14 protein-coding genes are annotated in these 18,704 nt (G+C 68.6%); 3 read left to right on the forward strand and 11 right to left on the reverse strand.

The genetic code is table 11. The features are described 5' to 3' along the window. The first annotated feature begins 4 nt into the window (after nucleotides 1–4). Both QPK29_RS11155 and QPK29_RS11160 read left to right on the forward strand, forming a co-directional pair. Complete coding sequence (locus tag QPK29_RS11155; RefSeq protein WP_160407533.1) at nucleotides 5–376, forward strand: nuclear transport factor 2 family protein; 372 nt, start codon at nucleotides 5–7, stop codon at nucleotides 374–376. A gap of 99 nt (nucleotides 377–475) precedes the next feature. Beyond that, the gene (locus QPK29_RS11160) at nucleotides 476–907 is read left to right on the forward strand and encodes a DoxX family protein (protein ID WP_056135741.1); all 432 of its coding nucleotides are present in this window, start codon (nucleotides 476–478) and stop codon (nucleotides 905–907) included. On the opposite strand, the gene QPK29_RS11165 is transcribed toward QPK29_RS11160, so the two are convergent. The 9 genes from QPK29_RS11165 to sigJ form a co-directional block, all read right to left on the reverse strand. After that, nucleotides 908–1,825, reverse strand: coding sequence for a diguanylate cyclase (locus QPK29_RS11165; protein WP_056135738.1), 918 nt, complete (start codon nucleotides 1,823–1,825; stop codon nucleotides 908–910). Beyond that, complete coding sequence (locus QPK29_RS11170) at nucleotides 1,822–5,247, reverse strand: hybrid sensor histidine kinase/response regulator (RefSeq protein WP_371768304.1); 3,426 nt, start codon at nucleotides 5,245–5,247, stop codon at nucleotides 1,822–1,824. The genes QPK29_RS11165 and QPK29_RS11170 overlap by 4 nt, the downstream gene beginning before the upstream one ends. Before the next feature lie 3 nt (nucleotides 5,248–5,250). Beyond that, nucleotides 5,251–6,621, reverse strand: coding sequence for an oxygenase MpaB family protein (locus QPK29_RS11175; protein WP_371768305.1), 1,371 nt, complete (start codon nucleotides 6,619–6,621; stop codon nucleotides 5,251–5,253). Next, on the reverse strand, nucleotides 6,618–7,493 hold the full coding sequence (locus QPK29_RS11180) for a carotenoid biosynthesis protein (protein ID WP_371768306.1): 876 nt from the start codon (nucleotides 7,491–7,493) through the stop codon (nucleotides 6,618–6,620). Before QPK29_RS11180 ends, QPK29_RS11175 begins: the two co-directional genes overlap by 4 nt. A gap of 70 nt (nucleotides 7,494–7,563) precedes the next feature. Next, complete coding sequence (locus tag QPK29_RS11185) at nucleotides 7,564–9,807, reverse strand: TonB-dependent receptor (RefSeq protein WP_371768307.1); 2,244 nt, start codon at nucleotides 9,805–9,807, stop codon at nucleotides 7,564–7,566. Between the two features lie 344 nt (nucleotides 9,808–10,151). Continuing rightward, nucleotides 10,152–10,688 carry a tetratricopeptide repeat protein gene (locus QPK29_RS11190; protein ID WP_371768308.1) on the reverse strand — a complete coding sequence of 179 codons (537 nt, stop codon included), beginning with the start codon at nucleotides 10,686–10,688 and terminating at the stop codon, nucleotides 10,152–10,154. Nucleotides 10,689–10,805: 117 nt separating this feature from the next. Beyond that, nucleotides 10,806–12,047 carry a metal-dependent hydrolase gene (locus tag QPK29_RS11195; RefSeq protein WP_371768309.1) on the reverse strand — a complete coding sequence of 414 codons (1,242 nt, stop codon included), beginning with the start codon at nucleotides 12,045–12,047 and terminating at the stop codon, nucleotides 10,806–10,808. A gap of 42 nt (nucleotides 12,048–12,089) precedes the next feature. Beyond that, nucleotides 12,090–12,452: a hypothetical protein gene (locus QPK29_RS11200; protein ID WP_056135719.1), complete on the reverse strand. Its 363-nt coding sequence runs from the start codon at nucleotides 12,450–12,452 to the stop codon at nucleotides 12,090–12,092. A gap of 101 nt (nucleotides 12,453–12,553) precedes the next feature. Then, nucleotides 12,554–13,429: an RNA polymerase sigma factor SigJ gene (gene sigJ / locus QPK29_RS11205; protein ID WP_056135716.1), complete on the reverse strand. Its 876-nt coding sequence runs from the start codon at nucleotides 13,427–13,429 to the stop codon at nucleotides 12,554–12,556. A gap of 166 nt (nucleotides 13,430–13,595) precedes the next feature. On the opposite strand from sigJ, the gene QPK29_RS11210 reads away from it, so the two are divergent. Then, nucleotides 13,596–14,045: a carboxymuconolactone decarboxylase family protein gene (locus QPK29_RS11210; protein ID WP_056135713.1), complete on the forward strand. Its 450-nt coding sequence runs from the start codon at nucleotides 13,596–13,598 to the stop codon at nucleotides 14,043–14,045. On the opposite strand, the gene QPK29_RS11215 is transcribed toward QPK29_RS11210, so the two are convergent. After that, the gene (locus QPK29_RS11215; RefSeq protein ID WP_056329458.1) at nucleotides 14,042–14,623 is read right to left on the reverse strand and encodes a 4'-phosphopantetheinyl transferase family protein; all 582 of its coding nucleotides are present in this window, start codon (nucleotides 14,621–14,623) and stop codon (nucleotides 14,042–14,044) included. The genes QPK29_RS11210 and QPK29_RS11215 overlap by 4 nt on opposite strands. Beyond that, a complete protein-coding gene (locus QPK29_RS11220) occupies nucleotides 14,623–18,648 on the reverse strand; it encodes a Pls/PosA family non-ribosomal peptide synthetase (RefSeq protein WP_371768310.1) in 4,026 nt (1,341 codons plus the stop codon). Before QPK29_RS11220 ends, QPK29_RS11215 begins: the two co-directional genes overlap by 1 nt. Nucleotides 18,649–18,704: the final 56 nt, after the last annotated feature.

The raw sequence follows: 18,704 nt of genomic DNA on the forward strand, positions 1-18,704 counted from the left end.
GGCCATGGACGACCATCGGGCCATCGCCGCGGTCCTCGGCGATTATTTCAAAGGGCTGTACACGGGGGACACGGCGCTGCTGCGCACCGTGTTCCACCCGGCCGCCGCGCTGTTCGCGACGCGCGACGGCCAGCCGTACCACAAGGGGCTGGACGCGTACCTGGACGGCGTCGCGCTGCGCGCGTCGCCCGCGTCGCTGGGCGAGCCGGACCGCATGCAGGTGCTGGCGATCGACGTCACGCACGATATCGCGACGGCGCGCGTGCATGTGCCGGCGCTCGGGTTCGACTACGTGAATTACCTGTCGCTCGTACGCTGGCACGGGCGCTGGATGATCGTCAACAAGGTGTTTACGGACGTGCCGACGGAGGGCTAGCACTGCCCGTGCGCCGGTGCCTCCATCCAAAGACGGAGCCGGTTTCGTGAGGAGGGGTGTAGATTCGGGCGATCCGATTCAACCGTAAAGGAATACCCCATGACAACCCCCGACCTCGATCTCATCCACACCCGCGCCGCCGCGCCCGCGGACGGCTTCGACCGCACGGTACGCACGGCCGGCCGCGTGCTCGTCGGCGTGCTGTTCCTGTGGGCCGGCATCGACAAGGTGCAGGGCTGGCAGGGCGCGTTGCAGGAAGTGGTGGCGGGCGGACTGCCGGCGCCGACACTCATGCTGGCGCTGACGGTCCTGCTGCAGGTCGCCGGCGGCGCCGCGATCGTCGCGGGGCGGCTGCTGAAACCCGCGTGTTGGGCGCTGGCCGGGTTCACGGCGTTGGCGACCGTGCTGTATCACGGCTTCTGGCACGCGACCGGTGCCGCGCGCCATGCGGAGCTGATTCCGTTCATGGAGCACGTTTGCATCGTGGGCGGACTGCTCGTCGTGTCGACGCTGGAACCCGGGCGCCGCTGATCAGCCGCCGACCGGGTTGCGCCACACGACCCGGTTCCTGCCTTCCTGCTTGGCGCGGTACAGGTGTTCGTCCGCCGCCTCGAACAATTCGGCCGCGCTCTCCGGTCCATGGCCGCCGAGCGTCGCGCCGCCCACGCTGACCGTCAGCACCGGCGCCACCTGCGACGCCGCGTGCGGCATATCCAGTGCGGCGATCGCCGCGCAGATCTCGTCCACCACGTGGCGCGCCTGGACGATGTCCGTATCCGGCAGCAGCAGCACCAGTTCCTCGCCGCCGTAGCGCGCCGCCAGGTCGGCCGGGCGGCGCAGGCCGCCGGCGGTCGTGCGCGCGATGGCGCGCAGGGCGCGGTCGCCGGCCGGGTGCCCGTAGCAATCGTTGTACTGCTTGAAGGCGTCGATGTCGAGCAGGGCCAGCGACAGCGGCCAGCCGTTGCGCTGGGCGCGCTGCCATTCCTGCGCGTACAGCTCGTCGAAGCGGCGCCGGTTCGCCAGTTCCGTCAGGCCGTCCACGTGCGCCAGGCGTTCCAGCATGCGGCGCTGGCGCACGAGCTGCAGGTGCAGCGCCACGCGCGCCATCACGACGGTGGCGTTGAACGGCTTGGCGATGTAGTCGGCGGCACCCAGCTTGAGGCCGTTCGCCTCGTCTTCCGGGCGATCGAGGCCGGAGATGAAGATCACGGCGATCTGCTCCGTCTGCGGATCGGCGCGCAGCCGGCGCAGCACTTCGTAGCCGTCCAGGTCCGGCATCATCACGTCGAGCAGGATCAGGTCCGGCGCGTGGCGCGTGGCCCGTTCCAGCGCCTGTTCGCCGTTCTTCGCCAGGAGCACCGTGTATTCCGGCTTGAGCAGCTCGGCCAGTACCTGGCGGTTGATCACGTCGTCGTCGGCGATCAGGACTTTTTGCGGTTCCACGTTCACGATGCGGCCTCCACGCGGCTGTCGATGGCGTGCTCCAGCACGTCGAGATGAACCAGCGCGCGTTCGTATTCGATCTCGTCGACGGCCGCGCGGATGGCCGCCAGCGGCGCCGCGTGGCGCGGATCGGCCAGCGCGGCCTGCACTTCGGCGAGCGCGTCCTCGGCGCGCGCGTCGTCCGTTTCCAGGAAGCCGCGCAGGCGCGCCAGCAGGGCGCCCGCATCCAGGCCCGTGACGGCCGGCGCCTGGACGGCGTCGATGCGCGCGAGGCCGGACAGCACGCTGTCCAGCGCGACGATCAGGTCCGGCGCCAGCACCGGCACCCGGTCGATACGGCCGGCGCGCAGTTCCTGCTCCAGGTTGCCCGCGAGCGTGGCCAGCGGCATGGCGCCGATGTAGGCCGCGCCGGATTTCAGGTTGTGCGACAGGGATTGCAGCGGCGCGTAGTCGCCGTGCGCCAGCGCGTCGCGCATCGCCTGCGGCGCCTGCATGTACTCCTGCAGGAAACTGGCGATGCGGCGGCGCAGGCGCTGCTGCTGGCCGCCGGCGTTGGCGAGCGCGCGGTTCCAGTCGATGCCGCGTACGAGCGGCAGCGCCGCCGGCGCGGGGGCGGGCGCTGCGGCAGGCACTGCGGCCGGCGGCGCGGTGCGGCCCTGCAGGCGTTCCGGCGCAATCCACTTGACGAGGGTGTGCAGCAGCAGGTCCGGGTCGATCGGCTTGACGACGTGGTCGTTCATGCCGGCGGCCAGGCTCTTTTCGCGGTCGCCGGCCATGGCATGCGCCGTCATCGCGACGACCGGCACGTCGGCACAGCCGGGCAGGGCGCGGATCGCGCGGGTGGCCGTGTAGCCGTCCATCTCGTGCATCTGGATGTCCATCAGCACGAGGTCGTAGTCGCCCGCCTGCGCCATGCGCACGGCTTCCTGGCCGCCCGTGGCGACGTCGATCCGCATGCGCGCCACGGCCAGGAAGTCGAGCGCGACCTCGCGGTTGTTGGCGTTGTCGTCGACGAGCAGGATGCGCGCGCCGGCCAGGCGGTCGGCGTCCGGACGGTGGTCGGCGGGCGCGGGCGACTTGTCCGCCGGCGCGGCCAGGTCGGGACGCAGCACCTGCAGCAGGCTGTCGTACAGCAGCGCCGGGCCGACCGGTTTGGTGAGGAAACCGTGCAGCGGCAGGTCGCCTTCCTGCTGCAGCACGCCTTCGCGCGTGCAGGCGCTGACCATCAGGATCGCGGGCGGCGCCGCGAAGCGCGCATCGGCGCGGATGCGGCGGATCGTCTCCACGCCGTCCCAGCCCGGCATCATGTAATCCATCAGCACGACCTGGTACGGGCTGCCTTCCTGCACGGCCTGCGCCAGACGCGCCAGCGATTCCTCGCCCGACGCGACGGCGTCGGCCTGGATGCCGAAGCCGTCCAGCATTTCGACGAGCGCGTCGCGCGCGCCCGCGCTGTCGTCGACGACCATCACGCGCATGCGCTGCAGTTCCGCGCCCGGCGTGGCTGCCGCCGCGGCGTCGGCGTCGGCGATGCCCAGCGGGACCGTGAAGGTGAAGCGGCTGCCGACGCCCGGCGTGCTGGTGACGGCGATCGTGCCGCCCATCAGTTCGACGAGCTGCTTCGAGATCGACAGGCCCAGGCCCGTGCCGCCGTACTTGCGGGTGATCGAGTTGTCGGCCTGGGTGAACGACTGGAACAGGCGCGCGAGCTGGTCGGCGTCCATGCCGATGCCGGTGTCGCTGACGGAGAAGCGCAGCACCACGCGGTCCGCGTCGCGTTCGACGACGTCGACGGCGACGACGATCTCCCCGTCCTCGGTGAACTTGACGGCGTTGTTGGTCAGGTTGATCAGGACCTGGCCCAGGCGCAGCGGATCGCCCACGAGCCGGCCCGGCACGCCGCGCGGCACGCAGAACACGAGTTCGACGCGGCGCGCGTCGGTCTTGATGGCGGCGATGCTGGCCAGGTGTTCGAGCATGTCGTCGAGGTCGAACGGCACCTTGTCGAGCGACATGCGGCCGGCTTCGATCTTGGAAAAGTCGAGGATGTCGTTGATGATGCCCAGCAGGTGCTCGCCCGCGCCGAGGATCTTGCCGAGGTAGTTGCGCTGCTTCGGATTCGGATCGGCCATCAGCGCGAGGCGGCTCATGCCGATGATCGCGTTCATCGGCGTGCGGATCTCGTGGCTCATGTTGGCCAGGAATTCCGATTTCATGCGGGTCGCCGCCTCGGCGCGGACCATCGCGTCCTGGATGCTCTTGGTGCGCAGGCCCAGGATGCGCATGAACACGAGCATGTCGAACGTGCCGCCGAACTGCGTCGAATTCAGCGTCCAGTAGGTGGCGTCCATGCCGCCCTTGATCACCTGCGCCTGGACGACGGAACTCATGAAGCTCGCGGCCCAGCCGACGAGGAAGTAGATGCCGACCGTGTCGCCGCGGCGCGCGCGGTTGAACGCGCCGGGCAGGCCCAGCAGCATCGGCATGATGCCCAGCGAGCCGACGACGGCGACCAGCGCCTCGTCGTGGATCAGGCCCACGCCGAACGCGATGGCGGCGATCACGCACAGCACGGCGCCCGTCTGCATCAGGCGCGGGAAGATGCGGTCGACGCCGGGCCGCGTCAGCGCGGAACCGACGAACAGGTAGGCGCCGCACGACGTCATCAGCGAGATGATCCCGGTGGCGTTCTCGGTGGCCCACGTGCTGGCGCCCCACAGGTATTCGGCCCCGAGGCCCCACCACGCGATGTTGTACAGGGCCAGGCCGCCGATCAGCAGCGCGTACTTGGCGAACAGGCTTTCGCGCAGGTTGGCCCATTGCGCGAGGCTGTACAGCAGCAGGCACAGGAACAGGCCCGTGAGGATGCCCTGCACGAGGCGGTCGCGCAGCGCCTCCTCGTAGAACACGCCCGGCTTGGCGAAGCTGATCGGCAGGATCTTCGGACCGTTCGTCTCCACGCGCAGCAGCACGTCGTAGCGCTGGCCCGGCTCCAGTTGCAGCAGGAAGGCCGGCACCGGGCCGCCATGGAAGATCGACGGCCGCTCGCCCGTGCGCTCCGAGCCGGCATGCGCATGACGCTCGATGCGGCCGCCGCGCACGAGGTACATGTCGACGCGGTTCAGCAGCCCGAAGTCGACCTTCAACGTCCACGCGCCGTCGGTGCCGGGCGCCGGCTGCACGGGCATGCGCACCCAGACGACGCCTTTTTCCATGCCCAGCGTGGCGTACGCGGATTGCGGGACCGCGAAGCGCCCGGGCGCGGCGACGAGGTCGGCGACGTCGAGGCGGCCGCCAGGATCGCGCACGAGCGTGACGGCGGGCCACGCTTCGACGCGGGGCACGGCGTCGTCCAGCACGAGCGGCGCCGGGGCGGCATGGGCCACGTTCAGCATGAACAGCAGCGCGAAGAGACGGAATACGGACATCGTTTATCCTTGATGTGCGGCGGGCCTGGTGCGCCCGGTGAAACGGCGTTCGAGGGCGTTGACCCAGCGCGGCGCCTTGTCGTCATTGTGCCAGGCGTGGACGGCGTCGCCGACTTCGCCCAGCAGCGTGTCCGGCAGTTTCAGCGGACGCGTCTCGTCCATCAGCAGCTTGACCGTGAGGTTGTAGCCGAGGATGCGCGTGACGAGGCGCGAGATCGAGAACCCGGGGAACACGAGCCGCGCGACGGCATCGACGCCGCGGATGAAGCCGAACACCAGCACGAACAGGCCGCGCGACAGCAGCGACACGCGTTTATCGAGGCCCAGGTCGCGCGAGGACGCCTTGCCGATCAGGTGGCGGGTGAGGAGCACCGGGAAGGGTTTCAGGATGCGCAGCGGGAGGTAGCGCTGGATGTTCGCCATCAGCGCGCCGGCCAGCGCCGGGCGCGGGTCGTCCTTGCGCTGCAGGACCCGCGCCTGCGCCTGGATGGCGGTGAACATGCGTTCCGCGTCCGCCATCGTGTCCGTCATTTGCTCGCGTTCGATGCCGAGCACGGCGCCCAGCACGTTCCACGCGTGCATGTACGCTTCCTCGTCACCCTGGTCGAGCCGCAGGCCGAGGCGGCGCAGGCCCTGCAGGAACACATAGTTAAACGTCAGCAGCGTGTAGCCCAGTTCTTCCTGGTTGCAGGGCAGGCCGAGGCGGTCGATGTCCCAGCCGTGCGCGTACAGCACCTGCGGCATCGTCTTCGCCTGCGTCAGCAAGCGCGGGAGCCGGCGCGGCGCCACGAGGGCCTCGGCCACGTCGCCGCGCAGCACGAGGTGGCGGATCATCGCGTGGATCAGGCGCACCTTGATGGCTTGCGCGACGCCGCCGCCGGACGGCGCCGTCAGGCCGCCGTGCATCATGACGGGGAAGATCATGGCGGCGGTGGCGCGCACGCGGTAGTCCGTGTGCTGTTCGAGTTCGCCGGCCGCATGCAGCACGGCCGCGAGGTCCGGCATGATGTAGCACTGGGGCAGGCTGGCGCAGAACAGCAGCGTGCACGATGCCATGCTCATTTCCATGAACAGGACTTCGGCGCGCGCGATCTTCGCTGCGTCGGCCCAGTCGGGCAGCACGCGGGCCTTGACCACGTACGCTTCGAGCGCGGCGGCCATGTCGGGCGGCAGGCCGGGGCTGGCGCGCCAGCCGTCCAGGTCTCCGTTCAACTGCCAGCGCGCGATTTCCCGGTTCAGGAGGCCGATCGTCGCCATGTCCGGACCGCCGGGCTGGCCGGGGCCGAGGATGCGGGCGATGGTGGCGTCGGCCAGCGGGTCGGCATGCAGCGCCGGGTTGTCGACGAGGCCGGGCTCGAGGGCGTCGCGTCTCATGCGGCCTCCTTCAGCGCTTTGGCCGGCACGGCAGGGGCCCGTTCATCCGCCGCGGGGCGAGCCAGGATGCCTTGCCAGCGCAGCAGGCCGATCGTGGCCGCGAGCAGCGGGAAGCCCATCGCGAACAGCGCGATCGTGCGGGCCTCGACGGGGTAGCCGAGCAGCACCTGGAACACCATCAGGCCGGCGTAGACGCCCAGCGGCACGAACACGTGGCGCATCGTCGGCAGCACTGCGCCTGCGTCTTCCGGCGCCGTGCGCACGCGCGCGAGGCGGCGGAACGCGAACAGGATCGCGAACGATACCGTCATCCAGCCGGCAAAGCCCTGCACGGTCTCGCCGAACCACCAGCCGTCCTTCTCGGTCATGATCCAGGCCTTCAGCACGTAGACCATGTACGGGTCGACGCCCAGGTCGTAGCACGTGACGACCATCGCGCCCAGCAGCGCCATGATCGCGTCGTGGCCAGGCGATGCGGGGCGGTCGACGGGGTCCTGCCACACGATCAGGTTGGCGATCACGTAGCCGACGTACGCCAGCGCGAACCACATCAGCGGGATCACGATCGGGACGTCGCCCAGCGCGGGCCCGAGCACGGGCGTGTACGCGTAGCTGCCGAAGAACCAGCCGTACGACGACCCGAGCTGCTCGGCGAGCCAGCCGACGCTCGTGGCGATGGCGACGAGGCGCAGCGCGGCGGCGCCGCCCAGCAGGTGCGCCGCGCTGGCCCAGCAGCAGCCGAACATCAGCAGCGAGCTGGCGACGAGGGCGACGGTGGTGTCGCCGCCGATGCGTTTGGCCAGGACGAGGAGGAAGACCGCCAGCAGCGTGGCGGCGATGACGGGCAGACGACGGCGCAGCAATGGGGTCATATGAGGCTCCAGGGGCACGACGTAACGATGAAATATGCGGCCACCGCAAGGGCGGCGGCCGCGCTTGAAATCAGAAGCGGTAGGCGAAACGGACGTCGGCCGTGCGCGGCTCGGTCGGCACGGCGAGGCCCGACGAACTGATCGTCATCGGCCGCACCTTGTCCTCGACGTTGCGCACGCGCGCGAGCACGCTCCACGGCGCACCGTCCGGTTCCCAGCCGAGGCGCAGGTCCGATTCCGTGTGGCCGGGCACGCGGAACTTCAGGCCCGCCTGCGGCACGCCCAGCAGGTAGCTGGCGCTCGCGCGCGTGCCCGCACCGGCCGTCAGCACGCCGCCTTTGATGCGCGTCCGGTGCTCCCAGCCGAGCGACAGCGTGCGCGCCGGCGTGCGGTCCAGCTTGACCCCGGCCCAGGAATGCACGCCGTCCGGCACGTAGCTCGCGTAGTGCGCGTCGAGCAGCGTGAGGGCGTACGTGAAGCGGTCGGCGCTGGTCGCCAGCACCTGGCCGTCCGCTTCCAGGCCGCGGATCGAGGCCGCGCCGGCGTTCGTCGTCTCGTAGCGCGGCCGGCCGTTGATCACGACCTCGTTCGACAGCTGCAGGTTGCGGTAGTCGTAGTGGAACACGGCCACGTTGAGTGTTGCGCGGCCGTCCCGGAAGCGGGTCTTGACGCCCGCCTCGTAGGCGCGCACGGTCTCCGGCCGGTACGTGAGGCTGGCGGCCGGCAGCGCGGTGGCGGCGGGGCAGCCGACGCCGTTGCGCGCGTCGCCCGCGGCGCAGCCGTCGTTGAAGCCGCCGGCCTTGTAGCCGGTCGCGATCGAGCCGTAGACGAGCGTGGCCGGGGCCAGGTCGTAGTCGAGGCCCAGGCGCCACGTCGTCTTGTCGGTGGAGATGCTGCCCGCGTTCAGTTCGCGCAGGTCGGTGGCCGCGTTGAACGCCGCCGTGCGCTGGTAGCCGATATAGCCGACACGCGACTTGTCGTCTTCCGTGTAGCGGGCGCCGGCCGTGGCGCGCAGGCCGTCGGCCAGGCGGACCGTCGCCTGCCCGAACACGGCCTTGCTGCGCGCTTCGACCGGGTCGTTGCCGAACACATAGTAGGGCGGCAGGCCGACGGCCTGCAGGTCGCGGAAATAATAGGTGTCGCGCGCCCGTTCGCGGAACCAGTACACGCCGCCCTGGGCAGTCACGGGGCCGGCGCCGTTCGTCGCGAGACGCAGTTCGTGCGAATCCTGGCTGTACGTGCCGGTGAACGGCTGGCGCACGCCCAGCGCGATCGTCGGCGCCACGCGGTAGTAGAAGTTGTACAGGTAATCGTGATCGAAGCTGCGGTGCGCGCCCAGCCACGACAGGGTCGCGGGGCCGAGGTTCCAGCTCAGGTCCGCCGTCAGGCTGGACGTCTTCTTGTGCGAATAGCCCTGTTCGAAGCGCGTGTTCGGCGGGTTGAAGCGGTAGGTCAGCTGGCGGTCGGTCGAGTCGCCGTTCCACGCCGGCTGGCCGGTCGCGATGCCGTTGTAGAAATTCGAGTCGGGTACCGTACTGTCGTTGTTGCCGTCGTCGCGGCTCGCCTCGTAGCGCACCAGCAGCGCAGCGTTCTTGCCGAGCGCGAGCCTGGCCGACAGGCGCGCGGCGCGGTCGTCGCGGTCCAGGCCCAGGCCGCGCGGCGTGGTCGACCCGTTCTTCAGGTAAGCGTCGTGCTCGTTCCAGGTGGCGGCGGCGCGCAGCGCCAGCACGTCGTTCACGGGCACGTTGACCATGGCGCCGACCTTGCGTTCGCCCCGGCTGCCGTAGGCCGCATTGACGCCGCCCTCGAAGCGGCCGACGGGCGCCTTCGTGATCACGTTGACGACGCCGGCGGTCGTGTTGCGGCCGTACAGCGTGCCTTGCGGGCCGCGCAGCACTTCGACGCGCTCGACGTCGTACAGCGCCACGTTCTGGCTCTGCGGCCGCGCGACGTAGACGCCGTCGACCATGAAGGCGGCCGACGGGTCGCCCTTTTCCGTGACGTCGGCGTTCGAGACGCCGCGGATCGTGATGCGCAGGCCGTCGTACGAATTTTCCAGGTACGTATTCGGCAGGCGCGCGGCGAGGGCGCCCGGCGTGTCGGCGCCGATCGCGTCGAGCTGGCGCGCCGTGAGCACGCTCATCGCCACCGGCGTCTTCGATTCCGGCGCGGCCGTGCGCTGCGCCGTGACGATCACCTCCTGGATGCCGTCGCCCTGTGTCTCCACCTGCGCGCACGCCGGCGCGCTCCATGCGATCGCCGCGATCGACATGGCGAGCAGGTTGGGGGTCAACCGACCCTGCTGATTCTTCATGAACTATCCCAGTTTTTTTATAGTCGTTTGCTTGGTGCGCCGTGTCTTTTGCACTGGCGTCACCTGCCTGCGTGATTTTCGTGAGAGTTTATTGCAGGCGGGTGAAACGGAGGAGTCTATCAGGTAGTGCGAACGGGCAATAGTGCCCAGTAACCACAAAGTGATGCAATAAGGTTCACAAGTCGTTGTTTCCGGGGCACGCGCACGACTGATCCGGCGCAAACGCGCACAGCCTCGCCTCCTTATGCTTGTTGCATGACGATACGCACGTGCCGGAACTTGTGGCCTTCTTCCGGCACGTGATCACACAGCAGGACGCGGCCCGCGGATGGCGGGCCAGGCGCTCATGGCGCCGCGCGATCCTGGTGGTCGAGGTGATCCAGATGATCCAGATAAGCGGCGGCTTCGTTCACCCCTTCGTCGGCCGCCTTGTGGAGCCATCTCCGCGCTTCGGCGATATTTTTCTCGATGCCATAGCCCTCCGCCAGCGCGACGCCAAAGTGATAGCGGGCCAGGCTCGGATAGCTCGAGCCGTCGTCCAGTTGGGCCGCCCGGCGCATCAGGGCCGTCGATTGCGCGGCGTCCCGCCGGATGCCGATGCCGGTGTCGTACATCTGGGCCAGCCCGATCATGGAAAACACGTCGTTCCAGCGCCGGATGCAGTCTTCGAAGATCTGGATGGCGGCCGCGTGGTCGCCTGTCTTGTTCGCCGCATAGCCGTACAGGCATTTGATGCGCTTGTTGCTGGTGATGTAGGACCGATAGCTCAGTTCGCTTTCGGCGGATTTGATGTCGGGTGCGCCATTGCCTGGCGGTCGGGCATGTGCCACCGCGCCGTGAAGCGTGGCGCAGCACACGGTCGAGATGAGGAACTTTCGCATCGGATCTCCCTGGTTGTGAAGGTGGTTGATCCTTTAGCAATATCCGGGCCACATATTGGCCGCCGGCAAGCGCGACGATGTGTCACCTTATGGCACATTCCTGTGCCCCTGCGGTGTTCAAGGCTGTCGCAACAGATCCGCGCGCGGATAGCCCCAGTCCGGCACGGGACGGGGGCAGGGCATGTCTGCGAGGGAGGCATAGTCCATCGTCGAGAAATTGGCGCTGCCCAGCGGGCTCCAGCGTGCATCCGTCGCCGTCGTGCCGTCGATGGCCGGCGCGCGGGCGAAGCGCATCCAGGCGTTGAAGTGGCAATTGTTCTGTTGGAGGTCGTGCAGGCGCGCGAGGCTGTCGCGTGCGTGGCCTTGCCAGGCCAGTTGCGCATCGTCGCCGGCGGCACGGCCCGCGATCCCGGCCGGGCAGGAGGCGACCGGCGTGATGCCCGGCGCGACGCTGAGCTGGCCGCGGCGCAGGTGGTAGCTGCCGTGCGCCGCATCGGTGGCCACGGTCACGAACGACCAGCACAGCGGATTGGCGGGATAGGCGGACAGGGCCGTGTCGATCAGGCGCTCGCCCGGGTCGAGGCGGGCGATGGCGGCAGCGACCGTGTCGCGGGCCGTGTGCATGGCCGCTGCCTGGACGAGGACGAAGGCGAGTGCCGCGGCCAGCCCGGCAGCCAGGGCGGTGCGGCCACGGTCGCCACCGGCGCGGCGCGCCCGCCAGCGTGCGATCCACGCCAGGAAGCCGGCGAGGGCCAGCAGTCCGGCCAGCGAACCCCATTGCAGGAACCCGGCAAACGTGACGGCGACGGGCACGCCGATCAGCAGGGCCAGCAGCAGTCCGCGCCGTATCGGTCTCCTCGCCATGAGGGCGAGCGGGATGCCGAACGCGATCCAGAAGACGGGTTCGACGATGAAGATGAGGTCGCCGTAATACCAGCGCGCATCGAACGGCCAGAACGGATGCACGCCGTAGACGTTGAGTGCGTCCATCGAGATGTGCAGCACCATGCCCACGCACGCCGTCAGGACCGCCGCGAACCGGGCACGCGGGCTGGTGCGCAGCAGTCCGCGTGCGGCCGGCCACAGCAGCCAGACGAGCCCCAGCAATAGCGCCACTTCGCCGAGCGCCGCCAGCAACGTATGGGTATGGCCGCGGTGGTGCAGCAGATAGCCCAGCGGCGCTTCGAGCAGCTTTGTGAGCACGAGGTCCAGGTCGGGGAAATTGCTGGCGAGGCAGCCGATGGTGAGAAGCATGCGCGTGCGGAGGCGCTGCGCGTCGGGCGCGGGTTCGGCGGGCACGCTGCGGTCGATCAGCGCGCCGATGCCGAGGCCGACGACGGAATGGGTGACATTATCCATCCTGCAATCTTACCCAAACCGCAAGCTGGCGGATCGACGTGTTTACTGCGCGGACGGTGCGTTCAACGCGGTCCGGCAGATCCGGGCCGCCTGCAATCCCAGCCAGGCGGCGTTCGTCCAGAAAAAAACGTAAGGCAAGGCGACGAGGGCGACGCCGGCCGTCCGCGCGTAGAACGACAGCAGGATCGTGAGCGCGCCGCAGAACGAGGCGAGCACGAACGCCGCGCCATGCCGTGCAGCCGTTTCCGACGTGCCCGCCGCGAAGCCGATCAGCAGGGCGATGGCGAGGCAGATGGCGATGACGGCGGTCGAGGCAATCCCGGAAAAGCTGTTGTAGAGGCGGGCGAGAACGACGACGGTCGCGAGGTATCCACCCAGAAAAACGGTAAGTTGGCGTAATTTCATTGGAACTCAGGCAAGCTGTGCCATCGTCGTCAGAAAATGCGACGATGCGCGAATGCCACGAGTATACATGCACTCAGGAAAACCTGCCGCGGACCCGAACATTACTGCAGTAACGGGATGCCCTGCAATTTGTCTGGATTCCGCACTACATATATACGCGAAATGGTGCCGTCGTGAATGCAAAACGATTGTACCGATTCGACTTTCCCATCGATGTAACGAACCAGTCCAGGTTCGCCGTTCACACGTGCCATCTTGTAGACAACCCGTTCGCGGAACGCATTGTCAACTGCCCAATACAGCCCTGCTACGCGTCCTGTCCCGATGAGGACCTTGTGCAGGGACTCCACTTTTCCTCCGCCGTCCGCCCGGAATTCGACATCTGCCGACAGGAGCGTCTTCATCGCAGCGCGATCGGCGTTGGCGGCCGCCTGCATGAATTGTTCGAGGACGACGCGATGCATCGACTTCGAGACCGTGAAACGCGGACTCTCCTGGCGTATCCGTTCCTGGGCCCGGTGGACCAATTGCCTGCAGGCAGCTTCGCTTTTGCCAAGCATGGCCGCGACGTCACCATAATCCTGGTCGAATACTTTGCGCATCAGGAATGCGGCCCGCTCCTCCGGCGTGAGCCGTTCCAGCACCCAGAGCATGGCGACAGAGACATCGCTGGCCAATTCGGCAGCGGCCTCGGGCGTGTCTTCGACGATCTCGACGACGGGTTCCGGAAGCCACCAGCCGGTGTAGGCGTCACGCTCGGTTTTCCGGCTGCGCAAGCGATCGATCGACAGCCGCGTCGTGATGGTCACCAGCCAGGCTTCAGCCGACCTGACGTCGTCACGCACGCTCGCGCTGTACCGCAGCCAGGCGTCCTGGACGACGTCCTCCGCGTCGGCGCGCATGCCGAGCATGCGATAGGCAATCAAGAAAAGACGTGGGCGTAATGCTTCGAATACAAGCAGGTCGGCGGACTTCATGGCTATCCCGGGGGCTTGAACAATACTTACTAGACGATCCGGCTCCGCCTATTGTGACGGATCCGTCCGGTGTGTCACGGCGGCGCGCGGCCGCACGTCTTGTGGATAGCGGCGGGCAGGGGTTGCCAACCGCATGACCAATCACCGCATGAAAGGAAAACGCACGATGAATCGCGCAAACTGGTTTCAAGTGTCGCAGGAAGGCGCCAAGGCGCTGGGAGCACTCCACCATTACGCAACGACGGGCACGGGTCTGGAACCGGGACTCATACACCTCGTGTTCCTCAGGACGTCGCAATTGAACGGTTGCGCACATTGCATCGATGTCCACACCCGCGATCTCATCAAACACGGGATGTCCGTCGACAAGATCGTACTGGTGCCGGTATGGGAAGAAGCCGCCTATCTGTTTTCGGACCAGGAACGGGCGGCCCTGGCGTGGACGGAGGAAGTGACGCGCGTGAGCGAGACCCATGCGTCGGACGCGGCCTACGCGGCGGCATTGGCCGCATTTGGAGAAACGGCCCTGGTCGAACTGACGATCGTGATCGCGGCCATGAATGCGATCAATCGCATGGGCATCAGCTTCCGGTTGAAACCGCGCGCAAAGGCCTAGGACCATGGGGCAGGCAGCACCGCGACGCTCCCCGCGTAGCCGTCCGGCAGCACCAGTGACCGGCAGGTGCACGCCGCCAGCAGGGGTTCGTCGCAGGCGCCCCATTCCGCCAGCGCCAGTCCACGGCATTTGAGCCTGGCCTCGCGCTCGCTCCACGCGCGCGCGAACGCGGGCGCGCCGGCCAGCGTGGCCGCGGCCGCCGGGCCGAGATAGTCGCGGGCGACGGCTTGCCAGTCCGGGACGTCGGTGACCTGCATGACGTCGATGCCGACGGCGCCGCCATCCAGCCGCAGGGCCGCCACGGACAGGTCGCCGTCGTGGCTGATCGACAGCGCGACGCGGCGGCCATCGTCGAGCAGCGCCCAGGGCGCCTCGCCCGGCGCACCACACAGCCGGATCGACGACGGCGAGAGCCCGCTCGCCTGCGCCAGCGCGGCCAGCAGCGCCGAACGGATCGTGCGCCGGGCCGTCGCGCGGTCGGGTTGCCCGCGCACGCCGACGACGTGCATGGCCGCGTCGAAGGGCGCGTCCGCGAATCCGCCCCCGTCCCACCAGCGCACGGGCAATGCGCGATCCATCACACGCGCTGCGGCGCCGCCGGCAACCCGTTCCAGCCCGTCGCGGCCGGAATGTGCTCGCCCTTCATGACAAGGGTCAGCGGCCCGATGCGGGCATTGTCCCCGACCTTCGCGCTGTACAGCACGGCGCTGCGCGGGCCCAGGTACACCTTGCTGCCGATGTCGACGTGATCGATCTTCATCACCCGGTCTTCGAACAAATGGGTCTGCGGGCAGGACAGCGCGTTCAGCTCGCTGTGGTCGCCGATCGTCACGCAGTCGAATTCCGTGATGTCCGTCGTGTCCATGTAGACGCCGCGGCCGATACGGCAGCCGAGCAGGCTGAACGCGACCGGCAGCCACGGCGTGCCGCGCAGGTAGCGCATGAAGTTAGGCACGGCGATGCCTTCGTACATGTTCGTGACGCCTTCGGACAGCCAGACGAATGGCGTCCACATCGGCTCCGCCCGCTTCTTGTAACGGCCCAGCAGCAGCCATTTGAACGCGAGCACGAACAGGTAGTTGCCGATGCCGTAGGCGAGGCTGATGAGGGCCAGGTCCCAGATCACTTCGCCCCAGCGGCCGGCCCCGGCGATCGGCATCAGGTCCAGCACGACCGTGTAGCCGACGGCGATGACGACCGCGTGCGGCGCGACGATGCGGAACGCTTCCACGAGCGCGCGGCCCAGGCGGCGCGCCGGCGACGGGCGGTAGGTCAGGTGTTCCGGATAGCCGCTGACCTGTTCGCGCGCGGGCAGGTGGATCGGCGGCGAGCCGAGCCACGTGTCGCCGCCCGTCATGCGCTCGTTCGCGGGCGCGTGCGTGTGCACGCCCACGAGGACGCCTTCCGGCAGCACGGTGCCGTCCGGGATATAGCTGCCGTTGCCGACGAAGCTGCGGTTCGAGACGACGGTCGCTTCCATCGTCATCCAGCCGCCGTCGATCTGCTCGTCGCCCAGCATGACGGCGTCGGCGATGAACGTCTCGTCGCCCAAGGTCAGCATGTCGGGGACGACGCCCAGCGCCGTCGAGATCTCGGCGTCGCGGCCGACCTTCGCGCCCAGCAGGCGGTACCAGAACGGCGCGAACACGGTCGCGTAGATGCCGTGCAGGACGTTCAGACTCGATTCCTGGATATGGCTCACGAGCCATTTTTTGCAGTACGCGTTGCTGTGCACGGCCGAGCGGCCCGGCATCATGCGGGGCAGGAAGCCCCAGCGGATGGCGGCCGACACGAGCATCGTCAGCGCGATCAGCACGGCGGATGCGGGCAGTGCCAGCACGAAGTAGCGCAGCAGCTGGCCCTGGATCGAGTTCTGCGCGAGGATCGGCAGGGTGCCGCGTTCGTCGAACCAGTCGATCAGCACGAAGCTGGGGAACACGGGCATGAAGAACAGCGTGGCCACGAGCAGCATGCCGAACACGAAGAACAGGGCTTCGCCAGCGAGGCGGGCACGGCTGACGCGCGGGCGCGGCGGCAGGGTCGACGGGTCGAATGCGCCGGTGTCGCGCGCGGGCGAGCCGCACCAGACGCGGCCGTCGGGCACGGTCCCCCCATCCGGCAGCGCGGATTGTCCCTCCAGGTGGCCGCGCCGGCCCACCTGCGTATTGCCTTCCAGGATCGCGTACGACGACACGCAGGCATCGTCGTCGAGTGCGATGCGGCCCAGGATCAGCCGGCCCCGTTCCACGCGCGCGTTCTCGAAGTTGACGGCATTGCCGATGCTGACGTTGTCGCCGATGGCGAGCAGGTCGGGCGCGCGGATCGTCAGCGAGCCGATCACGACGTCATGCCCGATCTTCGCGCCCAGCAGGCGCAGGTACCAGCCGTACAGCGACGAGCCGGCCAGCAGGTAGGTCGGGGCCGCCTCGACGAGGCGGTCCGCGAGCCACCAGCGGAAATAGGTCGCGCCCCACAGCGGATACACGCCGGGCCTCAGGCGGCCAGCGACGAGCCACTTGCCGCAGATGGCGAAGACGAATTCCAGCAGGGTGGCGAGCAGGAACACGACGATCGACGCGGCGATGGCGCGCGCCACGGAGTCGCCCGGGTCGCCCGTGAAGAAGTGGTAAGTGAAGAACGGTGCCAGCCACTGGGCCATGCGCAGCGTGATCAGCACGGGGACGGTCGCCAGCTGGGCGACGCCGCACAGCCAGCGGCGGGATTCGGACGGCGGCGTCCAGTCGGGCTCGATGGCGGCCGTGCCGGCGGCCTGGTCCAGGCCCGAGGCGATGGCGCCGATCTGGCGGTGCGAATAAATGTCGCGCACCGTGACGTGGGCGAAGCGCGGGTCGGCGCGCAGGGCCGTGGCGAGGCGGGCGGCGAAGAACGAATGGCCGCCCAGGTCGCTGAAGAAATCCAGTTCGCGGCGGATTGGCTGGCCCGGGAACAATTTCTCCAGCGCGGCGAACAGCGCTTCCTCGCCCGGCGTTTCCGCCACGTCCGATTCGGCCGGATCGCTGGGCAGCGGGGCCGACAGGGCCATCGCCTTCAGCGCCTTGCGGTCGATCTTGCCGGACGTCAGGCGCGGCATCACGGACAGCGTTTCGAAGCGGCTCGGCACCATGTACGGCGGCAGCTTTTCCGACAGCGCGCGGCGCAACGTGGCCGGCGCCAGCTGTTCCGGCGTCGCACCGGCGGCCGGCACCAGGTAGGCGACGAGGCGGTCGATGCCGTCGTCCTTGCGCAGCAGCACGGCCGTCGTGCCGACGCCGTCCTGCTGCGCGAGCTGGGCCTCGATCTCGCCCAGTTCCACGCGAAAACCCCGGATCTTGACCTGGTCGTCCGTGCGGCCCAGGCACACGACCTGGCCGTCCGGCTCGATGCGCGCGAGGTCGCCCGTGCGGTACAGGCGCGGATCGTCCGGGCCCACGCTCCACGGGTTCGCGAGGAATTTCTCGGCAGTCAGGTCGGGACGGCCGAGGTAGCCGGCCGACAGGCCCGGACCGATGATGCACAGCTCGCCCGTGTCGCCGCGCGGCAGCAGTTGCAAGCCCTTATCGGTCTCGGTGGAAATGACCAGCAAGCCGTAGTTCGGCAGCGGCGTGCCGATCGTGATCAACCGGTCCGGCTCCAGGCGCGCGAGGCTGGCCGACACGGTCGCTTCCGTTGGGCCGTACGTGTTGAACATCTGGCGGCCCGGCCTGGAAAAGCGCTCGACCACCGTTTCCGGGCACATTTCTCCGCCCAGGTTGATGATGCGCAGGCCGGGCACGTCGTCCGCGAACAGCGCGAGCAGGGTCGGCACCGCGTGCAGTACGGTGACGCCATTTTCCGACAGCAGGCAAGGCAGCGCTTCCGGATCGCCGGCCGTCTCCTTCGACCCGAGCCACAAGGTGGCGCCGACCAGGTAGGAAATCCAGATTTCCTCGAACGACATGTCGAAGGCGACCGAAAAGCCCTGGTAGACGCGATCGGTGGCCTTGACGCCCAGCACTTCGTTCTCGCTGCGCAGGAAGTGGCAGATGCTGCGCTGGTCGATGAGGATGCCTTTCGGCTTGCCCGTCGAGCCCGACGTGTAGATGACGTAGGCCGGGGCGTCGCCGTCGACCTTGCCCCGGCGGCGCAGTGCGTAACCGTCGGGCGCGGGCGCCAGCAGTGCTTCGGCCGTGTGGATGGGCTGCGTCACCGCGCCGAGACGGTCGCGCATGCGCTCGCTGCTCACCAGGGCAGGGGAGCCGGCGTCGTCCATGCACACGAGCAGGCGCTCGACGGGCGTGTCCTCGTCGACCGGCAGCCAGGCGGCGCCGGCCTTGGCGATCGCCGCCTGCATGACGAGCAGGTCGATGCCGCGCGGCATCCATAGTCCGACGATATGGCCGGGCCGGATGCCCGCGTCGATCAGGCGCGACGCGGCCAGGCTGGACAGGGCGTCGAGCTCGCGATACGTGAGGCGGCGGTCGCCGGCGATGAGGGCAAGCTGGTCCGGTGCGCGGGCCGCGCTCGCTTCCAGCAGGTCGGCCAGGATCTCGTCGCGCAACAGCTCGGGCTGGTGCGGGCCGTAGAGGACATCGGGGTGCCGTGTCAGAGGAGAGATATCGTTCATCGACGGCTATGTTGGGGTTGGTTGAATTTCATCAAGACACAAAATACGAACCTGGC

Source organism: Massilia orientalis (assembly GCF_030411975.2).
GTDB classification, from domain to species: Bacteria; Pseudomonadota; Gammaproteobacteria; order Burkholderiales; family Burkholderiaceae_D; genus Telluria; species Telluria orientalis.

Bases quoted from the DNA above. Each gene is read 5' to 3' on its own strand.
- QPK29_RS11220 (WP_371768310.1), bottom strand. From the start codon at position 18,648: ATGAACGATATCTCTCCTCTGACACGGCACCCCGATGTCCTCTACGGC.
- QPK29_RS11215 (WP_056329458.1), bottom strand. From the start codon at position 14,623: ATGGATCGCGCATTGCCCGTGCGCTGGTGGGACGGGGGCGGATTCGCG.
- QPK29_RS11195 (WP_371768309.1), bottom strand. From the start codon at position 12,047: ATGGATAATGTCACCCATTCCGTCGTCGGCCTCGGCATCGGCGCGCTG.
- QPK29_RS11155 (WP_160407533.1), top strand. From the start codon at position 5: ATGGACGACCATCGGGCCATCGCCGCGGTCCTCGGCGATTATTTCAAA.
- QPK29_RS11210 (WP_056135713.1), top strand. From the start codon at position 13,596: ATGAATCGCGCAAACTGGTTTCAAGTGTCGCAGGAAGGCGCCAAGGCG.
- QPK29_RS11190 (WP_371768308.1), bottom strand. From the start codon at position 10,688: ATGCGAAAGTTCCTCATCTCGACCGTGTGCTGCGCCACGCTTCACGGC.
- QPK29_RS11170 (WP_371768304.1), bottom strand. From the start codon at position 5,247: ATGTCCGTATTCCGTCTCTTCGCGCTGCTGTTCATGCTGAACGTGGCC.
- QPK29_RS11160 (WP_056135741.1), top strand. From the start codon at position 476: ATGACAACCCCCGACCTCGATCTCATCCACACCCGCGCCGCCGCGCCC.
- sigJ (WP_056135716.1), bottom strand. From the start codon at position 13,429: ATGAAGTCCGCCGACCTGCTTGTATTCGAAGCATTACGCCCACGTCTT.
- QPK29_RS11180 (WP_371768306.1), bottom strand. From the start codon at position 7,493: ATGACCCCATTGCTGCGCCGTCGTCTGCCCGTCATCGCCGCCACGCTG.
- QPK29_RS11185 (WP_371768307.1), bottom strand. From the start codon at position 9,807: ATGAAGAATCAGCAGGGTCGGTTGACCCCCAACCTGCTCGCCATGTCG.
- QPK29_RS11200 (WP_056135719.1), bottom strand. From the start codon at position 12,452: ATGAAATTACGCCAACTTACCGTTTTTCTGGGTGGATACCTCGCGACC.
- QPK29_RS11175 (WP_371768305.1), bottom strand. From the start codon at position 6,621: ATGAGACGCGACGCCCTCGAGCCCGGCCTCGTCGACAACCCGGCGCTG.